Origin of the sequence: Hyphomicrobium sp. (assembly GCF_019744875.1) — a bacterium.
Classification (GTDB): domain Bacteria; phylum Pseudomonadota; class Alphaproteobacteria; order Rhizobiales; family Hyphomicrobiaceae; genus Hyphomicrobium_C.
The window spans coordinates 440743-457268 of sequence record NZ_JAIETU010000002.1 but is presented as its reverse complement, the minus strand read 5'-3'; the positions used below and the strand labels follow the sequence as shown (position 1 = coordinate 457268).

The following is a 16526-nucleotide window of genomic DNA, read 5'->3' as shown; positions in this document are numbered from 1 at the left end:
CTGCCTACCGCCTGCTGCCCCCTCCTTGACTTCCCGCCCGTTTCCGACGAATTAACCGGCTCCATAATCTTACGCGGATCGGTAAGCCGCGAGTGAGAGGAGCTGCACATGTCGGATGCTTCCGAAGTCACGATCACGTTCCCCGATGGCAAGAGCCGCCAGGTCGCCGCGGGAACCACGGGCCTTGAGATCGCCAAGTCGATCTCGCCGTCTCTCGCCAAGCGCACCGTCGCGATGAGCCTCGACGGCCAGCTCGCCGATCTCGCCGACCCCATCACCAAAGACGTTACGATCAAGTTCGTCTCGCGCACGGACCCGGAAGCCCTCGAGCTGATCCGGCACGACAGTGCACACGTGATGGCCGAAGCCGTCCAGGCGCTGTGGCCCGGCACGCAGGTGACGATCGGCCCGGTCATCGAGAACGGCTTCTTCTACGACTTCGCGAAGGAGCACCCCTTCGAGCCGGACGATATTCCGCGCATCGAAAAGAAGATGGCTGAGATCATCGCCAAGAACGCGCCCTTCACGAAGCAGTTCTGGAGCCGCGAGAAAGCCAAGCAGGTGTTCCGCGACAAGGGCGAGATGTTCAAGATCGAGCTCGTCGACGCGATCCCCGAAGGCGAGGATCTCAAGATCTATAACCAGGGCGAGTGGTTCGACCTCTGCCGCGGCCCGCACATGACGTCGACGGGCCAGATCGGCAAAGCCTTCAAGCTGATGAAGTTCGCGGGCGCCTACTGGCGCGGCGACAGCAACAACCCGCAGCTCCAGCGCATCTACGGCACGGCCTTCGCCACCGAGGAAGAGCTGAAAGAGTATCTGCATCGCCTCGAGGAAGCCGAGAAGCGCGATCACAGGAAGCTCGGCCGCGAGATGGACCTGTTCCATTTCCAGGAGGAAGCGCCGGGCTCCGTGTTCTGGCATCCGAAAGGCTGGACGCTGTTCCAGACGCTGATCGCTTACATGCGCCGCGCCCAGCAGCGTGCGGGCTACCAGGAAGTGAACTCTCCCGACATGATGGAGAAGCATTTCTGGGAGCTCTCCGGCCACTGGGAGAACTACGGCGAGAACATGTTCACGACCACGCTGCCGGACGAGCGCGTGTTCTGCTGCAAGCCGATGAACTGCCCGGGCCACGTGCAGATCTACAAGCACGGCCTCAAGAGCTACCGCGACCTGCCGCTCAAGATCGCCGAGTTCGGCAAGGTGCATCGCTACGAGCCGAGCGGCGCGCTGCACGGCATGCTGCGCGTGCGCCACTTCACTCAGGACGACGCGCACATCTTCATCACCGAAGATCAGATCATGGAGGAATGCCTCAAGATCAACGATCTGATGCTGTCGATCTACAAGGACTTCGGCTTCGAGGACATCTTCATCAAGCTCTCGACGCGCCCCGAAAAGCGCGTCGGCGCCGATGAGCTGTGGGACAAGGCCGAAAAGGCGCTGGGCGACGTGCTCGAAGAGGTCAAGCGCCAGTCGAACGGCCGCGTCAAGACGGCGTTGCAGCCGGGCGAGGGCGCGTTCTACGGGCCGAAGCTCGAATACGTGCTGCGCGACGCCATCGGCCGCGAATGGCAGTGCGGCACGACGCAGGTGGACTTCAACCTCGCGGGCCGCCTCGGCGCGTTCTACATCGACGAGCATTCGCAGAAGAAGACGCCGGTGATGATCCACCGCGCGATGTTCGGTTCGCTAGAGCGCTTCACGGGCATTCTGATCGAGAACTTCGCGGGCCATTTCCCGCTGTGGCTCGCCCCGCTGCAGATCGTCGTCGCACCGATCGTGTCGGATGCGAACGACTACGCGTTGGAAGTGGTGGCCGCGCTGACGGCTGCGGGCCTGCGCGTCGAGAGCGATCTCAGGAACGAAAAGATCAACCTCAAAATCCGCGAGCACTCTCTGGCGAAGGTGCCGGTGATCGTGGTCGTCGGCAAACGCGAAGCCGAGGAGCGCAAGGTCTCGATCCGCCGCCTCGGCTCGCAGGACCAGACGGTGATCTCGCTCGACGAGGCGCTGGCCTCGCTCAAAGCCGAAGCCACCCCGCCGGATTTACGGTGATGAACTTCTCCCTCTCCCCATTGTCTTCACTTTAACGGGGAGAGGGTCGGCATCCCCGTCACGGCGTTTGACTTCAAACTTCCCACCTCGAAGGGCTGATCGTGTTGCAACGGGCAATGCCCGCTGATCAACGTAAGAAAGTGCCGCAAAATTATCGCGCCCCCTCCACCTGCCGCGACTTGATCTTCTCCACCACCGCGGATGAAACGTCGGCGTCGCGCGAGCGCGCCATCTCCTGCAGCGCCGCCTTCGCATATGAGTGCGCCGTATCCGACAAGAGCGGCTCGATCTGCGCGGCGGCGAACGGGCATCGCTCGAACACGAACGGCGGCACGCCTTTGAGCGCCTCCGCCGTTTCCTCGCCGAGCGTCAGCATCGCCACCGTATCGCGATCGAGCACGGTGACCTTCGCCCTATCCGGCTTCTCGGAAATGGCGCTGATGTGATTGACGTTCGCGACGCAATTGTCGATGCCCGTCGCCGCGTCGAACGTGCAGGTGCCGTGCTTGTAGCGGATGAAGCGCGCCTGCCCCTGGGCCTCCCAATGCGCACGGTCGAGAATGTAGCCGCTGAACGCGCCGCCGTGCGTCTGGTGCAGAACGTCGAAGCCGCATCCCGCGTGCGCGGCGCCGGGCGTGCGGAGCGCGAAATAACCTTCGAACGGATACGGATCCGTGTCAGCCGCGGCGGCCCCAGCCGTCACCAGGCCCGCAACCACCACACACGCACGCAGCTTCATGCTTTTCCTCACACCGTCGAGCGCAACCAAAACGCGCCCGCGCGCACGACCTTAGCGAACGTGATTGCTCGCGAAAGAGGCAAAGGTTCCCGGCGTGCCGGGTCAAGCCAGCCCGGCGGCTCCCTGCGGCAGTCGCCGCGATCAAAAAGCGACCCCAGCCTCCACCGACTTATCCGCGATGTAAACTGCGGCCCTCTTGGCGCGCGCACCCTGGCGGCATAGGTGTCAGGCGAGCTGCGGGCGAACCTCCGAGGGGCCATCATGACGCTGCTGGCATTCGCGCAATCCAAGGACCGATACGAAGCCTGGCTCAAAGCCGGAGTGGGCCAGGATTTCGTCGCCGCCGATCTGGCGGAAAAGAACCGCGTGATGCGCGCCAGTGCCTTCGTGTTCCTGCGCGGCACGTACTGGCGTTGGGCCGAGCTGGTTCGCGAGCTGTTCCCGGAGGAGGCGAGCGCGCCTGCAGTGCTGGCCGTGGGCGACATTCATCTCGAAAACTTCGGCACCTGGCGCGACATCGACGGACGCCTGGTCTGGGGCGTCAACGATTTCGACGAAGCGGCCCACATGCCCTACGTCGAGGATCTGGTGCGCCTTGCAACAAGCGCGGCGCTTGGCGCCGATCAAAGCAAGCCCGATCCGAAAATGTGCGACGCCATTCTCGCCGGATACCGCGATGGCCTCGCGACGCCCAAGCCGGTCGGGCTGGATCGCGACTGGGCGTGGCTGCGCGAGAAAGTCGTCGTCCCGGAGGAAAGCCGGCAGAAATTCTGGAAGAAGATCGACGCGCGCAAACCCGAGCGTGCGCCCGAACACTTTCGCGATGCGCTGCAAAGCGCAATGCCGGAGCCGGGGCTGGCGTTCGATACTGCGCGCAGGGTGGCGGGCACCGGCAGCCTCGGACGCCCGAGATGGATCGGCGTGACGGAATGGCAGGGTGCTCCGATCGTGCGGGAGGCTAAGGCGCTGCTGCCGTCGGCATGGAGCTTCGCCCACGGCAAGCGCACGACGCGGATTCTGAGCGGCGAGATCGCCGCTGGGCCTTACCGGTCGCCCGATCCCTGGATGAAAGTGACTGGCGGCATCGTGATCCGGCGGTTATCGCCCAACAACCGCAAGATCGAGGCCACGACGAGCGACGTCCGCCTGCATGGCCTGCGCATGTTGTCCGTGATGGGCTATGAATTGGCCAACGTGCATACCGGAACGGAGGGTGCAGCCGCCGCGATCAAGAAGGACTTATCTGCGCGCAAGCCGGCTTGGCTCGCGTCCGCCGTTGAAAAGGCCGCGAAAGCCGTGCTCGCGGACTACAAGCAGTTCAAGAAAAGCTGAGGCGGGCGTCGAAATCCAGGTCGCCAGGGTGCGGCGCGCCGCAGCGACGCCGCAGAAGGCGTCGGTTTGAAACGCTAAAGCGCTGCCGTGGCGTTCTCCGCCAGCGTCTCGCGCTCCACGCCGCCCTCGTCATCCGCGCCAAAGGCCTGCTGGATGGCCGCCCGGATCTCGTCCTCGATGGCCTTGCGTTCCGCAGGCGGGAGGTTCTTTAGAGAGTCCTCGTCGAGATTGTGCGCGCCGAGAACGCGCTCGCGAATTTTCTCGGCCGGGGATTTCTGCTGCCACTCCATGAACTCGCGCGCGATGGCTTCGTTCGCCCGCTGCGTCGCGCGCCGTTCGCTTGCAGCGTCTGCGGCGGCAGGCTTGGCGCCGTCTTTCGCCTGCTCGTCGAAGAGCGAGATGTCGAACGAGGCGGCAGCGCTGGTTTCGCGCTTGCCATCCTGCGAAGCCGAAAACGGCGAGGTGTTGAACGATCCGACCAGCATGAGAAGATCCCCCAGTTTTGATCAGTGTTGGGAGAAAAGCTTGCGCGGAGCTTGTGACGGCTCATCGAGCGCGCGGTCTACTCGCCGCGGCCGTCCGGCGCGCCTGCTGCGAACAGAAATCTCTGCCAGCCCGACGCAAAGTCCACGGCCACGCGAGCCGGGGCCGACGCCTGCTGCGCCGCTTTGAAGGCCGCCCGGTTCACGGGACGCGGACCTTCGACAAGGCGTGGGCCTTCGACGAGACGCGGGCTTTGTTCGAGCCGCGTATCCTGGTTGGTCGCCAGCCGCGGAGGCGAACGCAAAATCATCAGCTCCCGCGCGAGCGAGGGAGAAACCGCCAGCCGCGGCTTCGGCACCAGGCCGTCCTCTCCGAGGGCGGCTGTTTCGAACGCGGCGTCGGCTGCACCGTCGCCGTCGTCACGGCCGCCGAAGCGCGCCTCGGCCGCGTCGAGCGCAATGTCGACGGTCTCGAACTGGCCCAGATAGCCCGGCACAGGCGCATAGACGCGCTTACGCACGTAGCTCGCCTCGGCGCTCGTTGGCGACTGCAAAACACTGATGACGAGCGCAGCCACGCCCTGTTTGCGGAAGCCGAGTTTCTCGGCCGCGGCGCGCGACACGTCGAGCTTGCGCTTTCCGCTATAGGGCCCCGCATTGGTCACGCGCAGCACGGAGGCATCGCCGGTCTTGGGATTGTAGGCGAGGATCACGGTGCCGTCCGGCAGCAGCGGGCTCGCCGCGTTGTCGGCAAGGTCCGGGCGGAAGACGGCGCCCGAGCTTGTCAGCCCGCACGGGTTCAAGCGATCGAGCTTGCAGCTGTCGTAATAGGAGGCCAGCAGAAAGCCGCGCCAGCCGACCAGCGTGTCGGTCTGCGCCAGGGTGCCGACGCGATGGCAGAAACCGTTGAAGCAGTAGCGGGAGCCGGGGGACTTGGCGTCCGCAGTCGGCGCAGCGACGCCGACGACGAGGCTCGCGACGGCACCGACGAAGGCCGTCAGCGCTAGCCGCCGGCCAGTTGTAAAATACGAGGCTGCCAGACGCAGCCGACGTTTCCCCCGTGCCATGCGCGCGACCCGATTCCCTAAATCAGTTCTCCGCCTTTGCGAGACAACCGTGGCAAATGTTTGAGCGAGCCTCGCTCAGGCACGGTAAACGCGCGCTTAATGGCGGGGGAAAGCGAGGCCGGCCGCCACCTATTCGGGAATGTCCGGTTCAACCAACGTCACGAGTTGATTGAGAGAATTCTGCCAGCCGAGATAGCAGGCCTCGGGCGGAATAACGGCCGGCACACCTGCTTGTTCGATGGCGACCTCGGTGCCGACGGAGACGGCCTTGAGCTTCGCCGTCACCGTGATGACGCCGGGAAGGTTGGGATCGTCGAAGCGATCCGTGTAGCGGATCAACGTGTGTGGCACGAGCTCCAGAAACTCTCCGCCGAAGGACTCGGCCTTCTGCGTCGTGAAGTTCTGGAACGACATTTTGAAGGTGCCGCCGACCTTGGGCTCGAAGTGGTGGACCGTGCACGTGAACCCGTACGGCGGCAGCCACTTGGCGAGCGCGGCCGCATCGAGAAACGCGCGGTACACCTTCTCCGGCGGGGCTGCAAACACGCGGTGGAGGCGAATGGTGTTGGTTTCCGGTTTCTTGGACATCAAATCTCTCCCTTGGCTGGCCGGCGGCCCGCGCGATTGTCCGGCACGTGGCCGCCGTCTAGCTTAAAGACGTACGGCGCAGCCCGTTCCCGACAGACATGCGTGATAAATCCCGCCGCCACCGTCTGTCTCCCTCGGCACATCCGCGCCGCCGGAAAACGCGCACCCTGGAGCTGAACGCAGGCGGCAGGCAGCATGCCACCCAAACGCGAGTGGAGCACATCATGGTGAACATCGAGGGGCAGGCGATTGAGGAGCAGGCGGATGGGGCGCCCACCGAGCGCGCGCCGCGCGACGCCGGGTTCTGGAAGCGCGCGCTGGCGCTCCTGATCGACGCCTGCGTCGTCGGAACGGTCGTCTCGGTTCTGTTTCTGCTGCTCGCGCTGGCGGTGCCCGATGTCGGGAAGATGATCACGCTGAACACGCCGTTCGGCATCGGCACCGTGGAGAAAGTCATCGAAGACAAGAGCACGGCGACGCCCGCGGGCGATGGCGCCACGCTCACGACGACGGACAAGACCATCGAGAAGACGGTGCTCGGCCGTTGGGTCTACCGCTACCGCATCGAAGGCTCGGGGCGCGAGACGGAGGGCGCGTACTACACCACCAAGTTCCGCACCTACACACGCCAGCAGCTCGATCCCGTCACGGGCGAGGAGATCGAGACGGCCGACGTCGATGCGATCGCGTTTGTGGTGCTCATGCTCTATTGGATTCTGGCCGACGCGGGCCTCCACCAGGGATCGCTCGGCAAGCGCCTGTTGGGCCTCAAGGTCGCGGACGCAAAGGGCCAGCGCCTGACGCTGGCTGCCGCCGCCGGCCGCAACCTGCTGAAGATCCTCTCGGCCGTCCCTGCGTTGCTGGGCTTCATGATGGCCGGTTGGACGAAGCGCAAGCAGGCGCTCCACGACAAGATCACGGGCAGCTACGTGATCGTCGCGCGCTGAGGGGCAGGAACGCCGCGAGCGCGCCGAAGCGTCATCATTGGCAAGCATTGTTCCGCAAACGGCGCTAAAATCGTTTGCGGTGGCGCTTGCCGGGGAGTGGACGCGAATGAGACTGGGGCTCGGACGAATTTTCCTGCTGGCCGCCGTCATACTCGGCGCGGTGCCCGCCAGCGCCGCCGAGCGCGTCCTGACGCTGTCGTTTGGTGGCGAGCCCCGCCGCGTCACGGCCGAAGAGCTGCTCGCCCGGCCGGATGCGGCCACGATTTCGATCCCGAACGACCTGTCCTACAAGCGCGCGATGACCTACCGGGCGGTGCCGATGCTGGCCGTCATCGGCGACGCCGCGCTGCGCGATGCGGACACCATCGAAGCGCGCGCGAGCGACGGGTTTGTATCGCAGATCCCGGCGGCTCTCATCAGGAAGGCCGCCGAGGGCGGCTCCGTGCCCTGGATCGCCGTTGAAGATCCGAGCGCGCCCTGGCCCAGCATCAAAGGCCAGAGCCACAGCGCCGGGCCGTTCTACCTGGTGTGGGAGCATCCGGAACGCTCGAGCGTTGGCAGCGAGCAATGGCCGTTCGCGCTCGCAGTCTTGACGGCGGTCGCCCACCCTCTGCAGCGCTGGCCGCAACTGGCCGTCGCGGAAGCGCTGTCCCAGGATGCGCCCGAGCGCCGGGGCCAGCAGAGCTTCATCACGAACTGCATGCCGTGCCACCGCTTGAAGGGGGCGGGCGAGGGAGAGATCGGCCCCGATCTCGGCCAGCCGATGAACGTCGCGGAGTACATGACGGCGGCCGGCATCCGCGCCATCGTGCGCGATCCGAAAGGCGTGCGCACCTGGCCGAAGCAGCAGATGCCCGGCTTCACGGCCGAGCAGATACCGGATGGCGAGCTCGACGCGCTGGTCGCCTACCTCGAGCACTTGGCGAAACGCTGAGGCGCATGCCTGCAACGCATGGGTCCGTCGGCGAAAAACATCTCTGATCTGACGATAAATACCGGCCCGATCGGCGCAATTGTCAGCGTCTCCGTAAGGGCATTTTAGACCCCGCGTGGAAGAGTGCGTCCAGGCCGGCAACAAGAAGCGGACCGCACCGCCCAGCCCGGAACCCCCATACAGGAGACGTCAGAATGAAGATCATGAAGACTGCGCTTGTCGCCAGCCTTGTCGCCGCCAGCGCGCTCGCGGGCATGGCCAACGTCGCGCAAGCTCACAAGTCGAAGTATTACGGGCCGAAGTATTACGGCAAGCATCATCACCACAACAAATACAAGTACGGCGTCGGCGCTGCCGCCGCGGTCGCGACTGTGGTCGCAATCGACGCCGCCCGGCGTTCGGACTGCAAGAAGTGGAAGTATCGCTATCAGCGTACCGGCAACCCGGCATTCCTCGATCGCTACTACGCCTGCAAGTACTAAAGCCCGGCCACGCGCTCCGGGTGCGGCCGTGCTCGCGCCGCGCCGCCGATAGCGCTGCAAGCCGATCTCGCGGTTCCGTCGTACTCCTCCATTGCTCGGGCGATGGAAGAGTGCGGCGTTTTCTTTTCAGCGTTCCTGTGCGGTGCAGCACAACGATCCTGCCGCCATTGCCGGCTCACTCCGCATTCGCCCGTTTGCCGTTGGCCGTTTTGGCACTACCATCAGACCGCGCACGGTCCGCGTGCGGCTGCAGGCAAGGAACCGACATCTATGGCAATCGATCCGATCTGGTATGTCGTCGGGGCTTACGCGCTGGGTGCAGTCGTGATTGCGGGGCTGGTCGCGCTCTACTTCCGCAGATGAGGATCGCACACGGGCCATGATCTCGCGCATCGTTGTCCTGACCGACGACAGCGACGCCATCGAGTTCGCCAAATCCGGCGCGCCCGAACCGACACAAGAGTTGCGCGACTGGATCGCGCGCGAATGCAAGGGCGCGGTCCGCATCGAAGCCGACAGCGTGTTCAACGTCATCTTTGAATTCGAGGTGATTGAGGACGCGATGCGATTTCGGGCACGGTGGGCGGAGCCCACCAAGTAAGAGAGCAGGGCGGAGCCCACAAAGTAAGAAAGCAGGGCGGAGCCCACTAGGCAAAAGACAGTGGGCGGAGCCCACGAAGTGAAGAGCAGGGTGGAGCCTACTGAGTAAGAGCGCGGGCCAACGCCACTGAAATGCGCGTGCGCGGCGCTCGCATAGAGACAGGCCGGACCATCCGTGTTCCTCGCGGAACTGTTTCTCCCGAAACACGGCCGTAATGTCCCCGCCGTCAGCGCCATCCTCCCTTCTTCGACCGGCGCAAGGGTTCAGGCAGGAGCAGCCACATGCCGCTATATCAGCACGCCCGCATTCCACTCGCGCTCGGCGCAATCTACCTCGGCCTCAATGCGCTTTTCGGTGGACCGGACTTCTCGCCCTGCACGCAGGGTACGTCCGCGTCGAAAATCGCCGGATGCACGGCGCTCATCGATGGCACCGGCCTCAGCGGCAAAAACCTCTCCATCGCATACCTGCAGCGCGGCCTCGCGCACGACGACGCCAACGAGCTCGACGCAGCGCTCTCCGATTATACGGCGGCCATCAAAGCCGATCCGAAACACGCGATCGCTTACTCGAACCGCGGCCACACCTACGCGCGCATGAACGAGCTGACGCTCGCCATGGCCGATCTCGATGCGGCCGAAAAGCTCGATCCGAACCTCGGCCTCGTCTACCAGAACCGTGCCTTCGTCTACTCCCTGCAAGGCAACATGGAAGGCGCGATGGTCCAGGCCGTGCGCGCGCTGGAGGTCGCCCCGCGCGATCCGCAGAACCACTACAATCTCGGCGTCTTGAAAGGCCTCGGCGGCGACACCGCCGGCGCACTTGCCGCTTATGCCAAGGCCGTCGAGGTCGATCCCAACCACGCAGGCAGCTACGTCAATGCGGGCGTCATCCTGGCCGACCAGGGCGATCTCGACACGGCCATGGTCCGCTATCAAAAGGCGCTCGCGATCGATCCCGATAACGTCCTTGCTCACCACAACTTGGGCGTTCTGCATTGGCGGCGCCAGGAGTGGCAGAAGGCGCTTGAGGAAACGGGGCGCGCCATCGCTCTCGACCGCACCTTCAAGCAGGCCTACATGATCCGGGCGATTGCCCGCGCCCAGCTTGGCGACATCGACGGAGCCTATGCCGACAACACGGCGGCCATCGCCCTCGATGCGTCATACATGGTCGCCTACATCAACCGCGCCGAAATCCAGATCCACAAGGGCCACCACCAGGAGGCAATCGACGATTGCTCGCGGGCCATCGCCCTCGGCCCGGCGGCGGCGGAGCTGGGGTACGCCCACGCGCTGCGCGGCCAGGCGCAGGCCAAGCTCGGCAATACGGAGGAAGCGCGCCGCGATTTCCAGAAAGCGCTCGAAGTCGCGCCCGATGAAAAGATCGCAGCCGATGGACTGGCCAGCCTCGGAACGTAGGCCGAAGCCTCAACCGACAACCGGACGCCGCGTCATCTGAAAGGATGAGGCGGCGTTCGCGCGTCAGGGAGATCACTCGAGATTGTAGCGCTCGCCGAGGTCTTTCGTGCGCTCGTTCGTCAGAGCCGTCATGCATCCGAGAACCGCGGAAGACGTACCCGTGCCGCCCGACCACTCCATCGGCACCGCGCCCTTGCAGTCCGCATCGCGAAACGCCACCCACGCCCGCTGGCTTTCGCGCATAGCCTTTTCCCAACTTGCCCGGTCGTAGGGCTTTTCGAGATCGCTTTCGGCGATCTGCGCGAGCACCTTCTTGTAGGCCGCGTTGAGCTTGGCATCCGCCGCCTTGAAATCTTCGTCGGCGCAGAAGTTCATGTCCACCGTCGTCTTCTGGTCGGCGCAGTCGATGGGGTCGTCCGCGTGCGCCGGAAGAGAGGCGACGCAGAGGGCAAGCAGGGTGGCAGCAACAGTCAGGCGCATGGCGCGATCCTCAGGATGACAGTGCGCCACCCTAGCCGATGATCCGCATACCCAACAGGCACGCGCGGGAGGTTATCCGGAAATCCCGATAAGCGCCGCGCCTACCGCAAAGTGCCGCCGCTTGCAGCGGTGCGTCCGAAAAAGGAACGGCCCGAATTTCTGTTCGAAATCCGGGCCGAACGACGATGAGAACAAACCCTATCCGGCCGGGGTGGCCGGGTTCAGGTCAAATGTCGCGATCACCACTTCCACCGGTAGCGCTTCGGCACGCACCTCTCGCGGCCCCACACATGTGACCTGTGCCAGCCTCTGCGGTCCCGTTGGCAGCTCAGGTGCCAGCCATGGGTCTGGATCACGTTCGACGTTGCGGCCGTGGAATTCGTCGGCGCGCTGCCGCCCAGGGGCGCTGCCTGCGCAAAGGTCGTGAGAGCTCCCAGGCACACAACGCCCGCGAGGCCGGCAAGTGTTCTTGTCATGGCGATCTCCATTGGCTTCAAATGGCTTGGCTTCAAACGACGCGGACCTGATCTGGGCCCCCGTCCAGAGTGCGACTCCAGAATAAACGACCGGCCGCGCCCGCACTATCTGAAACCCCAACCTCAATTGTTCTTTGCGTTGACAGGTGCTAAGCGGGCACCTCGCAGTTATGCTCGCAAGTGCTCAGGGTGCAGTGCAGCCAACAGAAAAACATGTCGCCGTCGTCGGCGCCGGACCATCCGGCCTGATCGCGGCTGAAACGCTCGCCGCGGCAGGGCATCGCGTGGTCGTGTACGACCGCATGCCACGCGTCGGGCGCAAGCTGCTGCTGGCCGGCCGCGGCGGCCTGAACCTCACCCACAGCGAGGCCACGGAGCGCTTCATGACGCGCTACCGGGGAGCCGCGCCTCGGTTACGCGAGGCCATCGACGCGTTCCCGCCCGATAGCCTGCGCGCGTGGTGCGAGGGGCTGGGCCAGGAAACATTTGTCGGCTCGAGCGGCCGCGTGTTCCCGCGCGCGATGAAGACCTCGCCGCTGCTGCGCGCCTGGCTCGCGCGCCTTGCCGGCCTCGGCGTCGAGATCAAGACGAACCACCGCTGGCTCGGTTGGGACGGGGAGGCTTTGGTCTTCGAAACGCCCGGCTGCCGGTTGCTGGTCGAGCCGAGCTGCACGGTGCTGGCGCTGGGTGGAGCGAGCTGGCCGCGTCTCGGGTCGGACGGATCATGGGCGCCGGTTCTGTGTGAAGCGGGCGTCAAGGTGGCGCCGCTCGCGCCTGCGAACTGCGGGGTGCGCATCGCCTGGTCCGAAATCTTCAGCGCGCGCTTCGCAGGCACGCCTCTCAAGCGGATCGCTCTGTCCCTCGCTGACGAGACCTCGCGCGGCGAAGCCATGATCACGGCCGATGGGCTTGAAGGCGGCGCCGTCTACGCGCTGTCGGCGCCGATCCGCGACGCGCTGCAACATCGAGGGGAAGCGACGCTCGCCATCGACCTGCGCCCGGACCTCACGGCAGACGAGATCGCAGCGAAGCTCGCCAAGCCGCGTGGAAAGCAGTCGCTCGCGACGTATCTGCGCAAGGCACTGAACCTCGACCCTGTCGCCATCGGGCTGCTGCAGGAGCAGGCGCACGCTGGTGGAACGCCGCTTGCGTCTCTCGCGCCTGATGCGCTCGCTCGTGCCGTGAAGGCGCTGCCCATCACCGCAGCCGGGCTGGCTCCGATCGAACGCGCAATCTCGACGGCCGGCGGCGTGACGTTCGACGATCTCGACGACGCATTCATGCTGCGCGCCCGCCCGGGCACGTTCATCGCTGGTGAAATGTTGGATTGGGAAGCCCCGACCGGCGGCTATCTTCTCCAGGCGTGCTTCGCGACCGGCCGCGCAGCCGCCAACGGCGCGCTGGCGTATCTCGCAAGGACCTAGCGGCCGCGACCTCGCGGCAAAGACTGCAAGCGGCCTCAGCCCTCGATCTCGTCACGCAGCATTTCGAGTTCGAGCCACCGCTCCTCGGCCTTGGCGAGCTGGCCTTGCACTTCGGTCAAGTCGTCGGAGATAGCGGAAAAGCGCTTGCGGTCGCGCGTGTAGAGGTCGGGCTCGTCCAGCATGGCCGAGAGCGCCTTCTGCTTGGCTTCGAGCTTCGCGATCTCGCCGGGCAGCGTTTCGAGCGCATGCTTGTCCTTGAAGGACATGCGTTTACGCTGAGCGCTCTTGTCGGCGGGCGCGTTCTTCTCATCCGCAACGTCCGCAGAAACAGCGGCAACCGGCTGCTTCTCGCGGGCCTGGCGCGCCTTGAGGTCCGCCCCGCGCTGCGCGAGCATGTCCTTGTAGCCGCCCGCATACTCGGTCCAGCGGCCGTCGCCTTCCGGCACGATCACGCTCGTCACGACGCGGTCGAGGAAATCGCGGTCATGGCTGATCAAGAGCACCGTGCCCTTGTAGTCGGCCAGAACGTCTTCCAGCACGTCGAGCGTTTCGAGGTCGAGATCGTTCGTCGGCTCGTCGAGCACCAGCAGGTTGGAGGGCTTGGCGAGCGCACGCGCCAGCATCAGCCGCCCGCGCTCGCCGCCCGACAGCTTGCCGATCGGCGTCAGGCGCTGCTCGGACGCGAACAGGAAGTCCTTCATGTAGGCGACGACGTGCTTCTTCTCGGTGCCGATCGTCACGACGTCGCCGCGCCCGCGCGTCAGCGCCTCGGAGAGCGTCCAGTTGGGGTCGAGGCTGTCGCGCCCCTGCTCCAGCGAGGCCATCTCGACGCTCGCGCCGCTGCGCACGATCCCCGCGTCCGGTTGCAGCGTGCCGGTGAGAAGCGACACCAGCGTCGTCTTGCCCGATCCGTTCGGCCCGACGATGCCGAGGCGGTCGCCGCGCATCAGCCGGAGCGAAAAATCCTGCACGACGGTGCGGTCGCCGAACGACTTCGAAACGCCCTTGGCCTCCACGACGAGCGTGCTGGAGACGTTTTCGGATTCCGCAACCGAGATCGTCGCCTTCCCCTGCACTGCGCGGTAATCGCGGCGCGCCTGCCTCAGCTTCGCCAGTTCCGGCATGCGCCGCACGTTGCGCTTGCGCCGCCCCGTGACGCCGCCGTGCACCCAGTGATTTTCGGCGACGATCTTGCGGTCGATCTTGTGCTGCTGCGTCTCTTCCTCGGCGAGCTGCTGGTCGCGCCAGTCCTCGAAGCTGCTGAAGGGCAGGTCGACGCGCCGCGCCTGCCCGCGGTCGAGCCACACAGTCGTGCGCGAGAGCTTTTCGAGGAAGCGCCTGTCGTGGCTCACGATCACCAGCGCCGCGCGCGAGGTCGCGAGGTGCCCTTCGAGCCATTCGATCACCGGCAGATCGAGATGGTTGGTCGGCTCGTCGAGCAGCAGGATTTCGGGATCGGCCGCCAGCACGTGGGCGAGCGCGACGCGGCGCGCTTCACCGCCCGAAAGGTTGGACGGATTTTCATCGCCCGAAAGGCCGAGCTGCTCCAGCAGGTAGCGCGCCTGATAGGAGTCGTCGCTCGCGGCCAGCCCCGCCTCCACGTAGGCGAGCGTGGTTTCGTAGGCGGAGAGATCCGGCTCCTGCGCCAGATAGCGCGTCAGCGCGCCGGGCTGCACGAAGCGCGTGCCACGATCCGGTTCCACGATCCCGGCGGCGATCTTGAGCAGCGTCGACTTGCCGGACCCGTTGCGGCCGACGAGGCAGATGCGCTCGCCCGCGGCAACGGAGAGATCCACCCCGTCGAGCAGGCTCGTGCCGCCGAAGGTCAGCGCGATGTCGGTGAGCTGGATAAGGGGAGGAGCCATGAAAGTCCGCTGTGAAAGGAGGACCAGGCCGAGCCGGGCCGATGCCGCCGTCTAGCAGCCCTCGGGCACGATGGCCAGGATTTGCGGCCCGCGGCTATTTCACCTGCGCCAGCGCGCTGATGGCGTCGAGGGTGGTCCGCCCGAAGCTGCCGTCCACCGTGCCGCTGTATAGGCCGCCGTTGACCAGCCGCTGCTGCAGCGACTTGCGGAATTCCCGGCTCCAGGCCCGGCTGTTCTGCATCATCTGCTGATAGCTGAACGCATAGCGCTGCTCGAGCGCGTGGTAGATGTAGCCGGACGCCGCGTTCGGATCGCGCTCGACGCCGAGCCCCTTGTCGTACTGGTAGGCGAGATTGTGGATCGCGAGCAACTGCCCGCGCTTTGCCGCCTCGATGTACCAGGTGGCCGACGTGGCGTAGTTCTTCTCGACGCCGCGCCCCGTCGAGTACATCGTCCCGAGCGCCGCCATGCCTTCCGCATCGCCGAGATCGGCCGCCTTCTTGTACCACTGCACGGCCTGGAGGTTGTCGGCTTCGAGACCACCTCCGCCCTCGAACATCAGCCCCACGGCCACCATCGCCGGGGTGTAGTTCGTCTCGGCCGCCTTCTTGAACAGGTTGACCGCTTCGAGCGGATCGCGCGTCAGACCTTCGCCGTCGCGGTACATGCGCCCGAGCCGGAACAGCGCGGCGACGTTCCCCGCATCCGACGCCTTTTTGATCCAGCGATGGCCCTCGGTGACGTCCTTTGCCGTGCCGCTGCCGGTCGCGAGCGCATCGCCATAGAGCAGCATGCCGTTCGTGCTGCCCGCGAGCGCCGCCTTCTTGTACCAGTTCGATGCCTCCGTTGCGTCGCGATTGACGCCGGTGCCGTTGGTGTAGAGGCGGGCGAGGAACATCATCGCGGGCGTGCTGCCGCGGTCGGCGACCTGGCGCAGCTCCTGAAGATAGCCCGTGCCGTCGTCGCCGACCCGCCAGACCGAAAGCGTGCCCTGCGATCCGGGCGAGCGGCCCTTGATCGCCTCGACGAGCTCCGAGGTCTGCGAGATCGGCTTGTCGTCGAGCGCGAGCACGAAATCGCCGAAGCGCAGCCCGGCCTGGGCCGCGGGCGCGCCCGGTGTCGTATCGACGACGAACACGCCGCTGTCACTGCTGAGCCCGAGGGCAGATGCCGTCGCCCCGTCGCTCACGCCGTCGAGGCGGATGCCGATGTAGGAGGCTGCGGGATTGCCCGGCGCGGCCAGGAAGCTGATTGGAAGCTTGATCGATTTACCGTTGAGGCGCAGCGCGCCTCCCGGCACCGCACCACCCCCGGAGGGCGGAAACGGAATGTCGGCGCCGGATGGAGGCGCCACGCCCGCCCCGCCATTGCCCGCCCCGCCCGGAGGCGGCAACAGGCGGATGATGTCCCGGTCATCGGCGCCCGCGAGCACGACGCTGCCGTTTGCCGTCCGAGGGAGAGCAGCCAGCGGGCCTGCGCCGCGCACGCTCGCGACCAGCGGACCGGCTGCGGCGAGGTGAGGGGGAAACACGAAAAGTCCGCCGAGCGCTGCCGCCAGCAAGTGCGTCGTGGGTCGCGACATGAACGTGCCCCGCAAGGATCCTGGCGCCAATACTAACCCATCGCG

At 65.7% G+C, this 16526-nt stretch carries 15 protein-coding genes; 8 read left to right on the top strand and 7 right to left on the bottom strand.

Features of this window, described 5'->3' with window-relative positions:
* Positions 1–108 precede the first annotated feature (108 nt).
* The gene (gene thrS, locus K2Y42_RS02230) at positions 109–2061 is read left to right on the top strand and encodes a threonine--tRNA ligase (RefSeq protein WP_291147964.1); all 1953 of its coding nucleotides are present in this window, start codon (positions 109–111) and stop codon (positions 2059–2061) included.
* Between the two features lie 151 nt (positions 2062–2212).
* Here the strand turns inward: thrS and K2Y42_RS02225 are convergent, their stop codons facing one another.
* Positions 2213–2800: a hypothetical protein gene (locus K2Y42_RS02225; protein ID WP_291147962.1), complete on the bottom strand. Its 588-nt coding sequence runs from the start codon at positions 2798–2800 to the stop codon at positions 2213–2215.
* Between the two features lie 261 nt (positions 2801–3061).
* On the opposite strand from K2Y42_RS02225, the gene K2Y42_RS02220 reads away from it, so the two are divergent.
* On the top strand, positions 3062–4132 hold the full coding sequence (locus K2Y42_RS02220) for a DUF2252 family protein (RefSeq protein ID WP_291147960.1): 1071 nt from the start codon (positions 3062–3064) through the stop codon (positions 4130–4132).
* Between the two features lie 74 nt (positions 4133–4206).
* Here K2Y42_RS02220 and K2Y42_RS02215 read toward each other — a convergent pair whose 3' ends face one another.
* The 3 genes from K2Y42_RS02215 to K2Y42_RS02205 form a co-directional block, all read right to left on the bottom strand.
* Complete coding sequence (locus K2Y42_RS02215) at positions 4207–4617, bottom strand: hypothetical protein (RefSeq protein WP_291147959.1); 411 nt, start codon at positions 4615–4617, stop codon at positions 4207–4209.
* Between the two features lie 77 nt (positions 4618–4694).
* On the bottom strand, positions 4695–5681 hold the full coding sequence (locus K2Y42_RS02210; protein ID WP_291147957.1) for a septal ring lytic transglycosylase RlpA family protein: 987 nt from the start codon (positions 5679–5681) through the stop codon (positions 4695–4697).
* Positions 5682–5810: 129 nt separating this feature from the next.
* Positions 5811–6269, bottom strand: a complete 459-nt coding sequence (locus tag K2Y42_RS02205) for an SRPBCC family protein (RefSeq protein ID WP_291147955.1) — start codon at positions 6267–6269, stop codon at positions 5811–5813.
* A 224-nt stretch (positions 6270–6493) separates the two neighbouring features.
* On the opposite strand from K2Y42_RS02205, the gene K2Y42_RS02200 reads away from it, so the two are divergent.
* The 5 genes from K2Y42_RS02200 to K2Y42_RS02180 all read left to right on the top strand — a co-directional run bounded on the left by K2Y42_RS02200 (position 6494) and on the right by K2Y42_RS02180 (position 10654).
* A complete protein-coding gene (locus K2Y42_RS02200) occupies positions 6494–7216 on the top strand; it encodes an RDD family protein (protein ID WP_291147953.1) in 723 nt (240 codons plus the stop codon).
* 106 nt (positions 7217–7322) lie between these two features.
* Positions 7323–8150 carry a cytochrome c gene (locus K2Y42_RS02195; RefSeq protein WP_291147951.1) on the top strand — a complete coding sequence of 276 codons (828 nt, stop codon included), beginning with the start codon at positions 7323–7325 and terminating at the stop codon, positions 8148–8150.
* Between the two features lie 194 nt (positions 8151–8344).
* On the top strand, positions 8345–8632 hold the full coding sequence (locus K2Y42_RS02190; RefSeq protein WP_291147949.1) for a hypothetical protein: 288 nt from the start codon (positions 8345–8347) through the stop codon (positions 8630–8632).
* Between the two features lie 379 nt (positions 8633–9011).
* A complete protein-coding gene (locus tag K2Y42_RS02185) occupies positions 9012–9233 on the top strand; it encodes a hypothetical protein (RefSeq protein ID WP_291147947.1) in 222 nt (73 codons plus the stop codon).
* 281 nt (positions 9234–9514) lie between these two features.
* A complete protein-coding gene (locus tag K2Y42_RS02180) occupies positions 9515–10654 on the top strand; it encodes a tetratricopeptide repeat protein (protein WP_291147945.1) in 1140 nt (379 codons plus the stop codon).
* 72 nt (positions 10655–10726) lie between these two features.
* Here the strand turns inward: K2Y42_RS02180 and K2Y42_RS02175 are convergent, their stop codons facing one another.
* Complete coding sequence (locus tag K2Y42_RS02175) at positions 10727–11134, bottom strand: lysozyme inhibitor LprI family protein (RefSeq protein WP_291147944.1); 408 nt, start codon at positions 11132–11134, stop codon at positions 10727–10729.
* Between the two features lie 670 nt (positions 11135–11804).
* Between K2Y42_RS02175 and K2Y42_RS02170 the strand changes: the two genes are divergently transcribed.
* Positions 11805–13034, top strand: coding sequence for a TIGR03862 family flavoprotein (locus K2Y42_RS02170; RefSeq protein WP_291147942.1), 1230 nt, complete (start codon positions 11805–11807; stop codon positions 13032–13034).
* A gap of 35 nt (positions 13035–13069) precedes the next feature.
* Here the strand turns inward: K2Y42_RS02170 and K2Y42_RS02165 are convergent, their stop codons facing one another.
* Positions 13070–14899: an ATP-binding cassette domain-containing protein gene (locus K2Y42_RS02165; protein ID WP_291147940.1), complete on the bottom strand. Its 1830-nt coding sequence runs from the start codon at positions 14897–14899 to the stop codon at positions 13070–13072.
* A 94-nt stretch (positions 14900–14993) separates the two neighbouring features.
* Positions 14994–16481 (bottom strand): PDZ domain-containing protein, encoded by a 1488-nt coding sequence (locus tag K2Y42_RS02160; RefSeq protein WP_291147938.1) that lies wholly within the window; start codon positions 16479–16481, stop codon positions 14994–14996.
* Between the last annotated feature and the right edge of the window lie 45 nt (positions 16482–16526).

What these genes read in the sequence shown, in the direction of transcription:
- K2Y42_RS02215 (WP_291147959.1), bottom strand. Translation starts at nt 4,617, where the DNA reads ATGCTGGTCGGATCGTTCAACACCTCGCCGTTTTCGGCTTCGCAGGAT.
- K2Y42_RS02165 (WP_291147940.1), bottom strand. Translation starts at nt 14,899, where the DNA reads ATGGCTCCTCCCCTTATCCAGCTCACCGACATCGCGCTGACCTTCGGC.
- K2Y42_RS02180 (WP_291147945.1), top strand. Translation starts at nt 9,515, where the DNA reads ATGCCGCTATATCAGCACGCCCGCATTCCACTCGCGCTCGGCGCAATC.
- K2Y42_RS02195 (WP_291147951.1), top strand. Translation starts at nt 7,323, where the DNA reads ATGAGACTGGGGCTCGGACGAATTTTCCTGCTGGCCGCCGTCATACTC.
- K2Y42_RS02175 (WP_291147944.1), bottom strand. Translation starts at nt 11,134, where the DNA reads ATGCGCCTGACTGTTGCTGCCACCCTGCTTGCCCTCTGCGTCGCCTCT.
- K2Y42_RS02160 (WP_291147938.1), bottom strand. Translation starts at nt 16,481, where the DNA reads ATGTCGCGACCCACGACGCACTTGCTGGCGGCAGCGCTCGGCGGACTT.
- K2Y42_RS02220 (WP_291147960.1), top strand. Translation starts at nt 3,062, where the DNA reads ATGACGCTGCTGGCATTCGCGCAATCCAAGGACCGATACGAAGCCTGG.
- K2Y42_RS02225 (WP_291147962.1), bottom strand. Translation starts at nt 2,800, where the DNA reads ATGAAGCTGCGTGCGTGTGTGGTGGTTGCGGGCCTGGTGACGGCTGGG.
- K2Y42_RS02200 (WP_291147953.1), top strand. Translation starts at nt 6,494, where the DNA reads ATGGTGAACATCGAGGGGCAGGCGATTGAGGAGCAGGCGGATGGGGCG.
- K2Y42_RS02190 (WP_291147949.1), top strand. Translation starts at nt 8,345, where the DNA reads ATGAAGATCATGAAGACTGCGCTTGTCGCCAGCCTTGTCGCCGCCAGC.
- K2Y42_RS02210 (WP_291147957.1), bottom strand. Translation starts at nt 5,681, where the DNA reads ATGGCACGGGGGAAACGTCGGCTGCGTCTGGCAGCCTCGTATTTTACA.
- thrS (WP_291147964.1), top strand. Translation starts at nt 109, where the DNA reads ATGTCGGATGCTTCCGAAGTCACGATCACGTTCCCCGATGGCAAGAGC.
- K2Y42_RS02205 (WP_291147955.1), bottom strand. Translation starts at nt 6,269, where the DNA reads ATGTCCAAGAAACCGGAAACCAACACCATTCGCCTCCACCGCGTGTTT.
- K2Y42_RS02185 (WP_291147947.1), top strand. Translation starts at nt 9,012, where the DNA reads ATGATCTCGCGCATCGTTGTCCTGACCGACGACAGCGACGCCATCGAG.